The 16,490-nt window shown below is 66.2% G+C and carries 5 protein-coding genes; all 5 read left to right on the top strand.

Annotation, left to right across the window (positions count from 1 at the left end):
* Nucleotides 1-14 precede the first annotated feature (14 nt).
* The 5 genes from CMC5_RS26370 to CMC5_RS26350 are packed head-to-tail and all read left to right on the top strand — an operon-like array spanning nucleotide 15 to nucleotide 16,456.
* Complete coding sequence (locus CMC5_RS26370) at nucleotides 15-299, top strand: acyl carrier protein (protein WP_050433007.1); 285 nt, start codon at nucleotides 15-17, stop codon at nucleotides 297-299.
* A gap of 33 nt (nucleotides 300-332) precedes the next feature.
* Nucleotides 333-1,475, top strand: coding sequence for an acyl-CoA dehydrogenase family protein (locus CMC5_RS26365; RefSeq protein WP_050433006.1), 1,143 nt, complete (start codon nucleotides 333-335; stop codon nucleotides 1,473-1,475).
* Nucleotides 1,476-1,506: 31 nt separating this feature from the next.
* Nucleotides 1,507-2,616, top strand: coding sequence for an HAD-IIIC family phosphatase (locus CMC5_RS26360; RefSeq protein WP_082362811.1), 1,110 nt, complete (start codon nucleotides 1,507-1,509; stop codon nucleotides 2,614-2,616).
* A gap of 23 nt (nucleotides 2,617-2,639) precedes the next feature.
* Nucleotides 2,640-6,023 carry a non-ribosomal peptide synthetase gene (locus CMC5_RS26355; RefSeq protein ID WP_050433005.1) on the top strand — a complete coding sequence of 1,128 codons (3,384 nt, stop codon included), beginning with the start codon at nucleotides 2,640-2,642 and terminating at the stop codon, nucleotides 6,021-6,023.
* Nucleotides 6,020-16,456, top strand: coding sequence for a non-ribosomal peptide synthetase (locus CMC5_RS26350; RefSeq protein ID WP_050433004.1), 10,437 nt, complete (start codon nucleotides 6,020-6,022; stop codon nucleotides 16,454-16,456). Before CMC5_RS26355 ends, CMC5_RS26350 begins: the two co-directional genes overlap by 4 nt.
* Nucleotides 16,457-16,490 lie beyond the last annotated feature (34 nt).

Here is a 16,490-nt window from a genome sequence, read left to right as displayed (position 1 = left end):
AGGCGACGGAGCCAATGGACAGTCACAAGAGCAGGATCAAAAGTTTTCTGGCGCGCTACTTCAAGGGTCGTGACGTGATCGACGACGAGGACATCTTCGCGAGCGGCTTCGTGAACTCCCTCCTGGCGGTGCAGCTCGTCGCCTTCATCGAGGGCGAGTTCGATGTGGCGCTGGAGAATGAGGATCTGGTGCTGGAGAACTTCCAGACGGTCGACGCCATGGTGTCTCTGATCGAGCGCAAGCGGACGCAGGGGCCAGAGGAAGCCGCGCGAGTGACCGGCCAGGCAACGGGCGCGTGAGCGCCGACGTCGACGACGAGAGGAAGGGCAACGATGAGGCTGGAACTCACGCCGCAGCAGAAGGCAGCTCACGCAGGCTATCGCGCCTTCGTCGACGAAGAGCTCGTTCCTCGGGCCGATGCCTTCGACAGAGACGAGCGGACACCTGCGGAGATCATCCGGAAGCTCGCGCAGAAAGGGTATCTGGGGAGCGTGGTCCCGAGAGAGGGCGGCGAGGCGCCGGCCGACATGATCACCTATGGGCTGTTGCATCAGGAGATCGGCCGGGGCTGCTCCTCCTTGCGGAGCCTGGTGACCGTGCACGACATGGTCGCTGCCACGGTGCTCCGGTGGGGATCGCCTGTGCAGCGCGAGCGCTGGCTACCCGGGCTGAGGCGAGGTGACCTCCTCGGCGCATTCGCGCTCTCCGAGCCCGAGGCCGGAAGCGACGCCGGGAGCATTCTGACGCGGGCGATCCTCGATGGTGACGAGTATGTCCTCGATGGGCGCAAGCAGTGGATCACCTATGGCCAGCTCGCGGACCTGTTCCTGATCTTCGCTCAGTGTGATGGCGCTCCGGCGGCATTCCTGGTCGAGCGCAGCACGCCCGGGCTGACGACGGTGCCCATCTCGGGAATGCTCGGCTTCCGCGCCTCGATGCTCGCGGAGATTCACCTGAAAGGCTGCCGCATTCCGCGCGGCCACCTCGTCGGGAGGCCCGGGTTTGGCATCTCGCACGTGGCCACCATGGCGCTGGACCTGGGGCGCTATGGCGTGGCCTGGGGGAGCGTTGGTATCGCCCAGGCATGCCTCGAAGCGTCGATTCAGTACGCCAGTGAGCGAAAGCAATTCGGCGTGTACCTCCAGGAGCATCAGCTCGTTCAGCAGAAATTGACCGACATGCTCACCCAGGTCCAGGCGGCACGACTGATGTGTTACCAGGCGGGCTACGCGAGGGACGCCCGTGATCCGCAGGCGCTCGTCCTCACCTTGATGGCAAAGTATTTCGCCTCGACGGCGGCGAATCGAATCGCGAGCGATGCCGTGCAGATTCATGGCGCGAATGGGTGCAGCCCCGGGTTCTCGGTGCAGCGCTACATGCGCGACGCGAAGATCATGGAGATCATCGAGGGGAGCACGCAGATTCAGCAGGCCTTGATCGCCAAGCAGGGGTGCCAGTGGTTTGCCCGCTGCTGAGCGGGCCCCGTGCAACCAGGAGACCCGGAGCATGACGGAGCAACGAACATCGGGATCGGGATCGACGAGCGAGGATGGGCTGGGGCAGCCCTCGCAGGCGAAGGCCGAGCGAGGATCTCGGTCCATCAAATGCGTCGTCTGGGACCTGGACAATACCCTGTGGAACGGCATCTTGCTGGAAGGGGATCGGCTCGAACTGCGGGAGGATGCCGTCGAGATCATCAAGGTGCTCGACGAGCGGGGGATCCTGCACTCGATTGCGAGCAGGAACGACCCGGAGCGGGCCCTGGAGCAATTGAAGGCATTTGGCCTGCAAGACTACTTCCTGCATCCCCAGATCGGCTGGAATGCGAAATCTTCGTCGGTCAAGCGAATCGCGGCGGAGATCAACATCGGCCTGGATGCCCTCGCGTTCATCGACGATCAGCCATTCGAGCGCGAGGAGGTGAATTTCTCCCTCCCGGACGTGCTCTGCCTGGATGTCGCGGATCTCGCGCGGGTTCCGGCGATGCCGGAGTTCAATCCGCGCTTCGTGACGAGCGACGCGCGGCTCCGGCGCGAGATGTACCAGCGCGACGTCGATCGCAAGGTGGCACGAGAGCAGTTCGTCGGCACCGAGGAGGACTTCCTGGCTTCGCTGGGGATGGTGTTCACCCTCGGTCCGGCAAAGAAGGACGATCTGATGCGGGTCGAGGAGCTGACCTTGCGGACCAATCAGCTCAACTCGACGGGCTATACCTTCTCGTACGAGGAGCTGGATCGGCTCCGCTGCTCGCCGGATCACAAGCTGCTCATTGCCGGGTTGACCGACAGATTCGGCTCCTACGGGAAGATCGGGTTGGCCGTGCTGGAATGCGCGGAGGGGGTCTGGGCCATCAAGCTCTTGCTGATGTCGTGCCGGGTCATCTCGCGGGGCGTCGGGACCATCATGCTCAATCACATCATGCGCCTCGCCCAGGGGGCAGGCGTCCGGCTGGTGGCGGAGTTCATCGCCACGGAACGCAATCGCATGATGTACATCACCTACAAATTCGCCGGTTTCAAAGGGGCGGGCACACGCGAGGGCGTCGAACTCCTCGAGTGCGAGCTGTCACGTGCCCAGCCGCTTCCGGCCTACGTGCAACTCCAGCTCGAGGATTGACCCGGGACACGGCGAGGCGATCGATGAGCATGAAGAACGAGTTGAATCAGCGGCGAGCGCAGCTCTCTCCGAGGAAGCAAGAGCTGCTCCGGAGGCGGCTACGCGGCGAGATCGGCCCGATCGGGCGCACCGCGGGGATTCCACGGCGCTCCACCGAGGGGCCGGCCCCTCTCTCGTTCGCGCAGCAGCGGCTCTGGTTTCTGGATCAGCTCCAGCCAGGGAGCCCCTTCTACAACATTCCCGAAGCCGTGCGCCTCCGCGGGCCGATCGACGTCGACGCGCTGCGGCGCTGTCTGGCGGAGGTGGTGCGACGCCACGAAGCGCTGCGGACGACCTTCGGGGTGGTTGACGGTCGCCCGGTGCAGATCGTGGTGCCCGACGTGCGCGCGGACCTTCCGCTCATCGATCTTCGACCCGTCGCATTCGAGCAGCGGGATGCGGCGCTCGCAGGACACCTGACCCGGGCGTCGCAGCAGCCATTCGATCTGACCGTCGGACCGCTCGTACGTGCCACCTTGTTCCGGTTGGACGAGGCGAGTCACGTCCTGCTGCTCGTGACCCACCACAGCATCGCCGACGGCTGGTCGATGGGCGTCTTCGTGCGGGAAATCGCGACGCTCTACGATGCCTTCCTCGCCGGCAACCCCTCACCTCTCCCGGAGCTGCCGATCCAGGTGGCCGATTTTGCCTTCTGGCAGCAGGGGTGGCTCGAGAGTGAGCGCCTGAAGCAGCAGCTCGCTCACTGGCGGGAGAAGCTCGCGGGCTGCCCTCCCGTGCTGGAGCTACCGACGGACAAGCCGAGGCCTGCCGTCCTTCAGTCCTGGGGAGCCCGCCATCCTTTCTCCTTGTCGCGGCCCCTGGCGGATGCGCTGCTGGGACTGGGGCAGCGTGAGGGCGCGACGCTCTTCATGACCTTGCTGGCGGCGTTTGACGTCCTGCTCGCGCGGTACTCGGGTCAGAAGGACATCGTCGTCGGTTCTCCCATCGCCAACCGCACGCGGCCCGAGATGGAGGGGCTCATCGGGTTTTTCGTGAACACCCTGGTGCTTCGCGCGCAGATCCTTGGAGAGCTGACCTTCCGCGGGCTCCTCGCGCAGGTTCGGCAGACGACCCTGGATGCCTATGCGAACCAGGATCTGCCGTTCGAGAAGCTCGTCGAAGAGCTTCAGCCAGCGCGCAGCATGAGCCATACGCCGCTGTTCCAGGTGGTGTTCGTCCTTCAGAACCTGCCTGTTCCCGCCGTCGGTCGCGCCGACGTGACGCTCGAACGGATGCTGGTGGACAGCGGGACGGCCAAGTTCGACCTGATGCTGGAACTGTTCGAGGGGGAGGAGGGGCTCAGCGGTTCGTTCGAATACAACACGACCCTCTTCGAGCCAGAGACCGTGGCTCGCCTCGCGCGGCAGTTCGAGGCGTTGCTCGCGAGTATCGTCGCGAACCCGGATCAGCCCTGTGTGGACATGGCGATCCTGCCTGACGAGGAGCTACGACAGCTCGCCGTCTGGAACGCGACGCAGGCCGACTTCCCTCGGGAGAGCGTTCACGACCTCTTCGAGGCGCAGGCCGCACGTACGCCGGACGCCGTCGCGGTGCGCTGTGGTGGAAGCGAGATCTCGTACGGCGACCTGAGCCGCTGGTCGACGCAGATCGCTCGGTCCTTGCGGCGCGGGGGCGTGAAGCGTGGGGTGACCGTGGGCCTGTGCGTCGAGCGCTCGCCAGCGTTGATCGCGGCCCTGATCGGTGTGCTCAAGGCGGGGGGCGCTTACGTTCCTCTCGACCCGAACTATCCAGCGACGCGGCTCGCCTTCTTGCTCGAAGACGCGCGGATCTCGGTGCTGCTCACCCAGCCGCATCTCCAGGCCCAGCTCCCGGCCCACCAGGCGCGGATCATCCACGTGGAGCCTCTCACGTGTGCGGTCGAAGCGCCCGCCGTGGGTGAGCCGTTCGAGGCCATCGGTCCCGAAGATCTGGCCTACGTCATGTACACCTCGGGTTCGACGGGCACACCCAAGGGCGTGACCGTGCCTCACCGCGCCATCGTGCGCCTGGTGAAGAACACCAACTTTGCGCGCTTTCACGCCGACGATACGGGGCTCGTGCTGGCGCCGATCGCGTTCGACGCCTCGACGCTGGAGATCTGGGGGCCGCTGCTCCATGGCGGCAGGCTGGCACTCTTTCCGCCCCACCTGCCCACGCTGGAGGAGATCGCCGAGGTGATCCGTCAGGAGCGAGTCACCTTCCTCTGGCTCACGGCCGGCCTGTTTCATCAGCTCGTCGAGTCTCATCTTTCGAGCCTCGCTGACGTGAGCCAGCTTTTCGCGGGGGGTGACGTGCTGAGCGTGCCGCACGTGCAGCGGGTGCTGGAGGCGCTGCCCCAGTGCACCCTCGTCAATGGATACGGCCCGACCGAGAACACCACCTTCAGCACATGCCACCGAATGCAGGGGCCGGAGACCTTCACCCGCAGCATCCCCATCGGGCGCCCGATCACCAACACCCAGGTCCTCGTGCTGGACGAGCGTCTGCGTCCTTCGCCCATCGGCGTGCCCGGAGAGCTGTACGTGGGAGGTGAGGGGCTGGCCCACGGCTACCTCGACCGGCCAGCGCTGACGGCGGAGCGCTTCGTTCCCGATCCCGCCGGCATGTGCGCTGGTGGTCGGCTTTACCGCACGGGTGATCTGGCTCGTCTCCTGGCTGATGGCGCCATCGAGTTCCTGGGGCGTATCGACCACCAAGTGAAGCTCCGCGGCTTCAGGATCGAGCTCGGCGAGATCGAGGCGGCGCTGGTGAGCTTGCCCCAGGTGAGCGCAGGCGTGGTGGTGGTGCGAGAGGACGTTCCCGGGGATCGGCGGCTCTTCGCTTACGTCACCCTCCAGCCTGGCGAGGCCATCGAGCCCGCCGCTCTGCGGAGTGCGCTCGCGGCGAGCTTGCCAGAGCACATGCTTCCCGCGGGCTTCATCCTCCTGGAGGCGCTGCCCCTCACCGAGCATGGCAAGGTCGATCGGCGTGCCCTTCCATCGCCGGAACCTCAGCGCGCAGGTGGTGCCGCCACGTTCGTGCCCTTGCGCACGCCGACCGAGGAGCGGCTGGCGGCACTCTGGCGAGAGGTGCTCCAGGTGGAGGAGGTCGGCGCCGACGATGACTTCTTCCAGGCCGGCGGTCATTCGCTGCTCGCGACGCAGCTCGTGTCGAGGATCCAGGCCGCGTTCCAGGTGAACCTGTCGCTGCGCGCCCTGTTCGGGACACCGACGGTCGCCGGGATCGCTCGGGAGATCGAGAGACAGCAGGCATCCGGGAGCATGCCTGTCACACCGGCCATCGCAGCCGTCGGGCGAGAGGGGCGCCGCGTCAAGCGCTCCTCGCTTGCATCGAGCAAGGGCTCACAGAACACGGGGAGCGGCCGGTGAACGAGGATCTGTCGAACCTTCTCTCGGTGACCGACGCCGGCGCCGAACCGCAGGAAGATTCCCCCGCCGAGGGTGACGTCTTCGTCTTCCCTGCGTCGTTCGCGCAACGGCGGCTGTGGCTGATGGACCAGCTCGAGCCAGGGACCCCGGCCTACAACATCCCGATTGCGGTCCGTCTGGTCGGAGCCCTGAACGTGGACGCTCTCCGCGCAGCCATCGACACCATCGTGACGCGGCACGAGGCACTGCGGACCGTCTTCGCCATGATGGACGGGGAGCTGGTGCAGGCGATCCGGTCCGACGTCACGATCCCGTTGCCGCTCGTCGATCTCTCGCCGCTCCCTGAGTGCGAGCGCCAGGTGCAGGTTCATGTGCTGGCGCGCGACGAGGCGCGGCGCTCGTTCGACCTCGCCGAGGGAGGGGTTTTGCGGGCCTCCTTGCTGCGGATGCGTGAAGGCGAGCACGTCCTTCTCCTGACGATGCATCACATCGCGTCCGACGGGTGGTCGATGGGGGTGCTGATCCGTGAGGTCGCCGCGCTCTACGCCGCCTTCGTGATGGACATGCCCTCGCCACTCCCGGAGCTTCCGATCCAGTACGCCGACTTCACCTTGTGGCAGCGAGAGCGCCTTCAGGGGGATCTCCTCGAAGCACAGCTCGCTTACTGGCAGCGACAGCTCGACGGTCTGGATGCACTGGAGCTGCCCACGGATCGACCCCGGCCTTCCGTGCAGACGTTTCAAGGGGCGCTCCACGTCATCGCCCTGCCGGCGCCCCTCACGGCGCAGCTCGATGCGCTCGGAAAGAGCGAGGGCGCCACGCTGTTCATGACTCTCCTCGCTGGAGTGTTCGTCCTGCTGGCGCGCCATTCAGGGCAGGTGGCTCTCGCCGTCGGATCGCCCATCGCGAACAGGACACAGGCGGAGCTGGAGAGCTTGATCGGGTTCTTCGTGAACACTCTGGTCCTGCGGGTCGATCTCTCCGATGGCCCGAGCTTTCGCACGCTGCTTCGACGGGTGCGCGAGGTGACCCTGGACGCCTATGCGCATCAGGACGTGCCTTTCGAGCGTCTGGTCGAGGCGCTGCAGCCTTCCCGCGACATGAGCCGGGCGCCGATGTTCCAGGTGATGTTCGCGCTGCAGAACGCCCCGATGCCGGCACTTGCATTGCCTGGCCTCGCGCTATCGGTGATCGACATCGAGGCCGGGGTGGCAAAATTCGATCTGACGATCAACCTGGAGGAGCGCCCGGAGGGTATCGGTGGCTGGATCGAGTTCAACACCGACCTGTTCGAGCGCGCGACCATCGTTCGGCTGAGTGAAGGCCTCCGCACGTTGCTGGAAGGCGCCGTCGCCGCTCCTGACCAGCGTGTGGCGCTGCTGCCGTTGCTCTCGGAGGCAGAGCACGCGTCCGTTCTGGCGCGCGTGCGGGAGGAAGGCCGGCAGGCGATTCCGGAAGGTCAGGTCCATACGCTGTTCGAGGCCTGGGCAGCACATGCACCGGGGGCGCTGGCGGTCTGCGGACCTTCACTCGCTGCGCCATCGGGGGGGATGGGGACACTCTCGTACGGGGAGCTGAATCGACGCGCCGATCGTCTCGCCCAGAAGCTCCGAGCGATGGGCGTTGGCGCTGGTGTGATCGTCGGCGTGTACGTCGAGCGCTCGATCGAGCTGATCGTTGCGCTGCTCGCGGTGCTCAAGTCGGGCGGCGCGTACCTGCCCATCGATCCGGCGTATCCGGAGGAGCGCGTGCGGTTCATGGCGACCGACGCGCACGTTGCCGTGTTGCTCACACAGAAGCGGCTCTGTCTGGATGTTCTACCGCCAGAGCTGCGGGTGATGTTGCTGGATGGTGCGGAGAGTGACGCGGGAGAGGCCGGGACGCCGCGGTGCGACGTGACGGGCGGAAACCGTGCCCGCGCGGAGGAGGCCGGAAGGGACGTCGCCTACGTGATCTACACGTCAGGCTCGACGGGACGACCCAAAGGAACCGCGGTCGAGCACCGCAGCTTGATGAATCTGGTGGCGTGGCACCAGCGTGCCTACGCGGTGACCGCTCGTGACCGCGCCACGCAGCTCGCGGGGCCAGCATTCGATGCCTCCGTCTGGGAGCTATGGCCTCATCTCACGTGCGGCGCGAGCGTCCACCTGCCCGCCGAAGCGCTGCGTTCCTCACCCCGAGACCTTCTGCAATGGATGGCGGATCAAGCCATTACCGTGTGCTTTCTCCCCACGCCGCTGGCGGAGGCGCTCTTGGGCGAGGAGCTTCCTGATGGACTCGGGCTTCGCCTCCTGCTGACGGGCGGTGACACGCTCCACCGCGGTGTCCCTGCTGGTCTGCCATTTCGCGTCGTCAATCATTACGGGCCGACCGAGGCGACGGTGGTCACCACCTGTGCAGCCGTTGCCGAGGACGCTCCGGGTCGATTCCCACCTCCGATCGGTCGCGCCATCTCCAATGCGCAGGTGTACGTGCTCGACGCGGAGCAGCGACTGGTTCCGAGCGGTGTTCCAGGCGAGGTGTACATCGGCGGCGCCGGTCTTGCGCGCGGGTATCTGGGTCGGCCCGGGCTGACGGCGGAGCGGTTCGTGCCGGATCCGTTCGGTGGTGAGGCAGGAGGTCGGCTGTACAGGACCGGGGATCTGGCGCGGGCGTTGCCGGATGGGAATCTGCTGTTCCTGGGGCGGGTGGACCACCAGGTGAAGCTGCGCGGCTTCCGCATCGAGCTGGGTGAAGTCGAGGCGGCGCTGCAGCGTCACCCCGCGGTGCGTGAAGCGGTCGTCGTGGTTCGAGAAGATGATGCGCGGCAGCGACGTCTGGTGGCGTACCTGGTCGAAGGGGTGGATGCGCGACCAAGCGAGGAAGAGCTGCGCCGGTACGTGGGAAACACGCTGCCGGAGTACATGGTGCCGCAGGCGGTGGTGTGGCTGGAGGCCTTGCCGCTGACGCCCAATGGCAAGCTCGATAGAAAGGCACTGCCCGCACCCGAGGCATCCGGCTTGAGCGGGGAGGGAGAGCACGTCGCGCCTCGTACCGATACCGAGCGTGCGCTTGCAGGCGTCTGGAGCACTGTGCTGGGTGTCGAGGGCATTGGCGTCCACGATGACTTCTTTGCCCTGGGGGGACACTCGCTGCTGGCGACGCAGGTCGTGACGCGCCTCCGAGAGGTGTTTGGCATGGACCTGCCGTTGCGTGCGCTGTTCGAGGCGCGGACGGTGGGTAGCCTGGCGGTGCAGATCGAGGCGAGGCGGAGCGAGGCGGGAGGAGCGCGTCCTGGGAGGATCGAGCGTGCGGATCGAACGAAGCCATTGCCTCTGTCGTTCGCGCAGCAGCGGCTGTGGTTTCTGGCGCAGCTCGATCCAGAGAGTGCTGGGTATCATGTTCCTGCTGGTGTCCAGCTGAGAGGGGCGTTGAAGGGCCATGCGCTCGCGCAGGCGCTGGATGAGGTGGTGTCGCGTCACGAGGCGCTGCGGACGACGTTTTCGGTGGAGGAAGGGCGTCCGGTTCAGCGGATTCAAGCGCCGGAGCCCGTGCGGCTTCATGAGCATGACGTGACGGAGCAGCCGCCCGAGGCCCGCGATGCGGCGGTGAAGGCGTTGCTGCACGCATTGTCGCAGCAGCCGTTCGATCTCGGGACAGGGCCGCTGCTGCGTGCGGACCTGGTGAAGGTGGACGCAGAGGAGCATGTGCTGCTGTTGACGCTGCATCACATCATCTCGGATGGGTGGTCGACAGGGGTGCTGATCGGGGAGCTGGCGGCGTTGTACGAGGCGGCCGTGGAAGGGAAGAGGAGCCCACTGCCTCCACTATCGATTCAGTACGCGGATTTTGCGCAATGGCAGCGCGGGTGGCTGGAAGGGGCGGTGCTGTCGGAGCAGCTCGCGTACTGGCGAGAGCAGCTGGGGGACGGGGTGGCGCAGCTCAACCTGCCGACGGACCGAGCGAGACCCGCGGTGCAGTCGTTCCGAGGGGCGGTGCATACGCAGCTGTTGCCGCGTGGGCTGCTGGAGCAGGTGCAGGCACTGAGTCAGCAGGCAGGAACGACGCTGTACATGACGCTGCTGGCGACATTCCAGCTGTTGCTGGGACGCTATGCGAGCCAGGACGACATCGCGGTGGGGTCGCCGATTGCGAACCGAACGAGGCCGGAGCTGGAAGGTCTGATCGGGGTGTTCATCAACACCCTGGTGCTGCGGACGCGGCTGAGTGGCAATCCGACGTTCCGCGAGCTGCTGGGCCGCGTGCGTGAGGTGACGCTGGGTGCATATGCGCACCAGGATGTGCCGTTCGAGCGCCTGGTGGAGGAGTTGCAGACGGAGCGGGAACTGAGCAGGTCACCGCTGTTCCAGGTGTTCTTCATCGTGCAGAACGCGCCGATGCCGTCGCTGGAGCTTGCAGGGCTGCAGATGAAGGCGCTGGACCTGGACACGGGCACGTCGAAGTTCGACCTGACGTTCTCGCTGGTGGAGCAGCCCGAGGGGCTGCGGCTGTGGATCGAGTACACGACGGACCTGTTCGAGGCGGCGACGGTGGAGCGGATGGGGAGGCACTTCGAGCAACTGCTCGGGGCAGCCTGCGGGCAACCAGATATGTCGATCTGGCGGCTACCGATGCTGGGCGAGGGCGAGCTGCGAGAGCTGGTGGTCGAGCGGAACGCGACGGGGAGAGACTACCCACTGGAGACGACACTACCCGAGATGCTGAAGGCGCAGGCGCTGCGTACGCCCGAGGCGAGGGCCGTGGTCTTCGGTGAAGATGCGCTGAGCTATGGCGAGCTGGATGCGCGGGCCGAGGCGCTGGCTCGTCGGCTGAGGCGGTGTGGTGTCGGTGGCGAGGCGCGGGTCGGGGTGTGCTTGCGGCGGAGCGCAGAACTTGTGGTGGTGCTGGTGGCCATCCTGAAGGCCGGAGGGGCCTACGTGCCGCTCGACCCAGCGTACCCCGTCGAGCGGCTGGGTTTCATGCTGGAAGACGCGCAGGCGGCCTTGCTGATCACGCAGTCGTCGCTGCGGTCGCTCTTGCCCGAGGTGTCGATGCCGGTGCTCGAACTCGACACCGCCGCCGCAGAGGAAACAGCCGCGGGGCCGCTGGAGCCACGGTCCGGCGCCATGCTGCCGGGGCAACTCGCGTACCTGATCTACACCTCTGGCTCGACGGGACGTCCGAAGGCAGTGGCCATTACCCACCGTAATGCGGTGGCGATGATCCACTGGGCCCTGGAGGCCTTCGAGCGAGAAGATCTCGCCCGTGTCGTCGCGGCGACTTCGATCTGCTTCGACCTGTCGGTGTTCGAGCTGTTCGTGCCGCTCTGCTGTGGGGGGCAGGTGACGCTGCTCGACAGCATCCTCGACTTGCCGAGCTTGCCGAAGGACAGCGGCGTGACGCTCGTCAACACCGTGCCCTCGGCGATGAACGAGCTGGTGCGGAGCGGCGGCTTGCCGTCGTCGGTGCGGGTGGTGAACCTCGCCGGCGAGGCACTGCCTTCGTCGCTGGTCGAGGGGCTGTATCGTCTGTCGCACGTCGAGCGGGTCATCAACCTATACGGTCCCTCGGAGGACACCACCTATTCGACGATGGCGGTGCTGGAGCGTGGCCATCGAGGGCCTCCACCGGTGGGACGGCCCATCGCCAACTCGCAGGCTTATGTGCTCGATGCAGCGCTGCAACCGGTGCCGAGTGGAGTCCCGGGCGAGGTGGTGCTCGGCGGTGCCGGTCTTGCGCGCGGGTATCTGGGTCGGCCCGGGCTGACGGCGGAGCGGTTCGTGCCGGATCCGTTCGGTGGTGAGGCAGGAGGTCGGCTGTACAGGACCGGGGATCTGGCGCGGGCGTTGCCGGATGGGAACCTGCTGTTCCTGGGGCGGGTGGACCACCAGGTGAAGCTGCGCGGCTTCCGCATCGAGCTGGGTGAGATCGAGGCCGTGATGGGGCGGCATCCGGCTGTGCGGGAAGTAGCGCTTCTGGTGCGCGAAGACCGAGCAGGTCAGCCCTGCCTGGTGGCGTACCTGGTGGCGGTGGAGGGGCTCGGGACACGCCCTGGCCAGGAGGAGCTGCGTCGGTACGTGGGAAACACGCTGCCGGAGTACATGGTGCCGCAGGCGGTGGTGTGGCTGGAGGCCTTGCCGCTGACGCCCAATGGCAAGCTCGATAGAAAAGCACTGCCCGCACCCGAGGCATCCGGCTTGAGCGGGGAGGGAGAGCACGTCGCGCCTCGTACCGATACCGAGCGTGCGCTTGCAGGCGTCTGGAGCACTGTGCTGGGTGTCGAGGGCATTGGCGTTCACGATGACTTCTTTGCCCTGGGGGGACACTCGCTGCTGGCGACGCAGGTCGTGACGCGCCTCCGAGAGGTGTTTGGCATGGACCTGCCGTTGCGTGCGCTGTTCGAGGCGCGGACGGTGGGTAGCCTGGCGGTGCAGATCGATGCGCGTCGAAGTGAAGAGGGGAATGCACGACACGGGCGCATCGAAAGCGTAGATCGCTCGAAGACATTGCCTCTGTCGTTCGCGCAGCAACGGCTGTGGTTTCTGGCGCAGTTCGATTCAATGAGCGCTGTGTATCACCTGCCGTCGGTGGTCCAGCTGAGAGGGGCGTTGAAGGGCCATGCGCTCGCGCAGGCGCTGGATGAGGTGGTGTCGCGTCACGAGGCGCTGCGGACGACGTTTTCGGTGGAGGAAGGGCGTCCGGTTCAGCGGATTCAAGCGCCGGAGCCCGTGCGGTTTCATGAGCATGACGTGACGGAGCAGCCGCCCGAGGCCCGCGATGCGGCGGTGAAGGCGTTGCTGCACGCATTGTCGCAGCAGCCGTTCGATCTCGGGACAGGGCCGCTGCTGCGTGCGGACCTGGTGAAGGTGGACGCAGAGGAGCATGTGCTGCTGTTGACGCTGCATCACATCATCTCGGATGGGTGGTCGACAGGGGTGCTGATCGGGGAGCTGGCGGCGTTGTACGAGGCGGCCGTGGAAGGGAAGAGGAGCCCACTGCCTCCACTATCGATTCAGTACGCGGATTTTGCGCAATGGCAGCGCGGGTGGCTGGAAGGGGCGGTGCTGTCGGAGCAGCTCGCGTACTGGCGAGAGCAGCTGGGGGACGGGGTGGCGCAGCTCAACCTGCCGACGGACCGAGCGAGACCCGCGGTGCAGTCGTTCCGAGGGGCGGTGCATACGCAGCTGTTGCCGCGTGGGCTGCTGGAGCAGGTGCAGGCACTGAGTCAGCAGGCAGGAACGACGCTGTACATGACGCTGCTGGCGACATTCCAGCTGTTGCTGGGACGCTATGCGAGCCAGGACGACATCGCGGTGGGGTCGCCGATTGCGAACCGAACGAGGCCGGAGCTGGAAGGTCTGATCGGGGTGTTCATCAACACCCTGGTGCTGCGGACGCGGCTGAGTGGCAATCCGACGTTCCGCGAGCTGCTGGGCCGCGTGCGTGAGGTGACGCTGGGTGCATATGCGCACCAGGATGTGCCGTTCGAGCGCCTGGTGGAGGAGTTGCAGACGGAGCGGGAACTGAGCAGGTCACCGCTGTTCCAGGTGTTCTTCATCGTGCAGAACGCGCCGATGCCGTCGCTGGAGCTTGCAGGGCTGCAGATGAAGGCGCTGGACCTGGACACGGGCACGTCGAAGTTCGACCTGACGTTCTCGCTGGTGGAGCAGCCCGAGGGGCTGCGGCTGTGGATCGAGTACACGACGGACCTGTTCGAGGCGGCGACGGTGGAGCGGATGGGGAGGCACTTCGAGCAACTGCTCGGGGCAGCCTGCGGGCAACCGGACATGTCGATCTGGCGGCTACCGATGCTGGGCGAGGGCGAGCTGCGAGAGCTGGTGGTCGAGCGGAACGCGACGGGGAGAGACTACCCACTGGAGACGACGCTACCCGAGATGCTGAAGGCGCAGGCGCTGCGTACGCCCGAGGCGAGGGCCGTGGTCTTCGGTGAAGACGCGCTGAGCTATGGCGAGCTGGATGCGCGGGCCGAGGCGCTGGCTCGTCGGCTGAGGCGGTGTGGTGTCGGTGGCGAGGCGCGGGTCGGGGTGTGCTTGCGGCGGAGCGCAGAACTTGTGGTGGTGCTGGTGGCCATCCTGAAGGCCGGAGGGGCCTACGTGCCGCTCGACCCAGCGTACCCCGTCGAGCGGCTGGGTTTCATGCTGGAAGACGCGCAGGCGGCCTTGCTGATCACGCAGTCGTCGCTGCGGTCGCTCTTGCCCGAGGTGTCGATGCCGGTGCTCGAACTCGACACCGCCGCCGCAGAGGAAACAGCCGCGGGGCCGCTGGAGCCACGGTCCGGCGCCATGCTGCCGGGGCAACTCGCGTACCTGATCTACACCTCTGGCTCGACGGGACGTCCGAAGGCAGTGGCCATTACCCACCGTAATGCGGTGGCGATGATCCACTGGGCCCTGGAGGCCTTCGAGCGAGAAGATCTCGCCCGTGTCGTCGCGGCGACTTCGATCTGCTTCGACCTGTCGGTGTTCGAGCTGTTCGTGCCGCTCTGCTGTGGGGGGCAGGTGACGCTGCTCGACAGCATCCTCGACTTGCCGAGCTTGCCGAAGGACAGCGGCGTGACGCTGGTCAACACCGTGCCTTCGGCGATGAACGAGCTGGTGCGGAGCGGCGGCTTGCCGTCGTCGGTGCGGGTGGTGAACCTCGCCGGCGAGGCACTGCCTTCGTCGCTGGTCGAGGGGCTGTATCGTCTGTCGCACGTCGAGCGGGTCATCAACCTATACGGTCCCTCGGAGGACACCACCTATTCGACGATGGCGGTGCTGGAGCGTGGCCATCGAGGGCCTCCACCGGTGGGACGGCCCATCGCCAACTCGCAGGCTTATGTGCTCGATGCAGCGCTGCAACCGGTGCCGAGTGGAGTCCCGGGCGAGGTGGTGCTCGGCGGTGCCGGTCTTGCGCGCGGGTATCTGGGTCGGCCCGGGCTGACGGCGGAGCGGTTCGTGCCGGATCCGTTCGGTGGTGAGGCAGGAGGTCGGCTGTACAGGACCGGGGATCTGGCGCGGGCGTTGCCGGATGGGAACCTGCTGTTCCTGGGGCGGGTGGACCACCAGGTGAAGCTGCGCGGCTTCCGCATCGAGCTGGGTGAGATCGAGGCCATGATGGGGCGGCATCCGGCTGTGCGGGAAGTAGCGCTTCTGGTGCGCGAAGACCGAGCAGGTCAGCCCTGCCTGGTGGCGTACCTGGTGGCGGTGGAGGGGCTCGGGACACGCCCTGGCCAGGAGGAGCTGCGTCGGTACGTGGGAAACACGCTGCCGGAGTACATGGTGCCGCAGGCGGTGGTGTGGCTGGAGGCCTTGCCGCTGACGCCCAATGGCAAGCTCGATAGAAAAGCACTGCCCGCACCCGAGGCATTGGGATCCGAGGCATTCGGTTCGGCTGAAAAGGAAGAGCATGTCGCGCCTCGTACCGACACCGAGCGCACGCTGGCGGCCATCTGGAGCGCCGTGCTCGGTGTCGAGGGCATCGGCGTCCACGACGACTTCTTTGCCCTGGGAGGGCATTCATTGCGTGCGGTGCATCTCATGGCCGAAATCAAAGAAAGACTAGGCCCTACGCTCCCCCTCTCATCGCTTTTTCAGCGAGGAACCATCGCTCAGCTCGCACTTCTCCTCGGTGGAATGGAACCGCAGCGCGGTTCACCTCTCATTCCCATTCGGCCCGGTGGATCACGCCCGCCGCTGTTTTTCATCCATCCCGTGGGGGGGGACGTGATCTGTTATGGCGCTCTGGCGCGTCACCTGGATCCAGAGCAGCCGCTGTATGCTTTTCAGTCCCCGGGTCTGTACGGGGGCGACCTGCTGGCCGACGACATCGAAGCCATGGCCGCACATTACGTCGATGCGCTGAAGGCCGACCATCCCGAGGGGCCCTATCGGCTGGGAGGCTGGTCCTTCGGGGGGACGCTTGCCTTCGCCATGGCCGGGCAGCTCCAGCGTCAGGGCCAGGAGGTCGCATTGCTGGTTCTCGTCGACAGCTTCGCCTCCTTGCCGACGACGCAAGCGGTGGCGGAGCCGACCGAGCAGCTTGCTGAGATAGCCTCGTCTTATGGGCTTCATGTCACCCTCGAGGACTTGCGGCTCCTCGCGCCAGATGCCCAGCTCGGTCTGGTCCTGGAGAAAGCGTGCAGCGCTGGTCTCCTCCCGAAGGGGACGGAAACGGCCCAGATTCATCGGTATCTCAATGTCTTCAGGAACAACCTCCGAGCCTTCGAGCGCTACCGCCCGCAGCCCTATTCAGGACCCATCACCTTCTACCGGGCTGCAGAGCGTGCGCTCGGCGAGCTGCATGATCCCGTGCATGCCTGGCGGGAACTCTCTCTGAATCGAATCGACGTTCACGACCTTCCTGGAAGTCATCGGACGATGGTCACCGAGCCCCATGTCGGAGCACTCGTAAGGCGCTTGATGGCGAGTCTCGATCGCTGCCGAGCTGGTTAGGTCTCTCTGGCGCATTGAATAGAAACGGAGTTAT

Origin of the sequence: Chondromyces crocatus (assembly GCF_001189295.1) — a bacterium.
In the GTDB taxonomy this organism is placed as follows: domain Bacteria; phylum Myxococcota_A; class Polyangia; order Polyangiales; family Polyangiaceae; genus Chondromyces; species Chondromyces crocatus.
The sequence above is the reverse complement of the archived record's forward strand: the minus strand, read 5'-3'. Positions and strand labels throughout refer to the sequence as shown.

Excerpts from the sequence above, each read along its gene's own strand:
- CMC5_RS26370 (WP_050433007.1), top strand. The coding sequence starts at position 15 with ATGGACAGTCACAAGAGCAGGATCAAAAGTTTTCTGGCGCGCTACTTC.
- CMC5_RS26365 (WP_050433006.1), top strand. The coding sequence starts at position 333 with ATGAGGCTGGAACTCACGCCGCAGCAGAAGGCAGCTCACGCAGGCTAT.
- CMC5_RS26360 (WP_082362811.1), top strand. The coding sequence starts at position 1,507 with ATGACGGAGCAACGAACATCGGGATCGGGATCGACGAGCGAGGATGGG.
- CMC5_RS26355 (WP_050433005.1), top strand. The coding sequence starts at position 2,640 with ATGAGCATGAAGAACGAGTTGAATCAGCGGCGAGCGCAGCTCTCTCCG.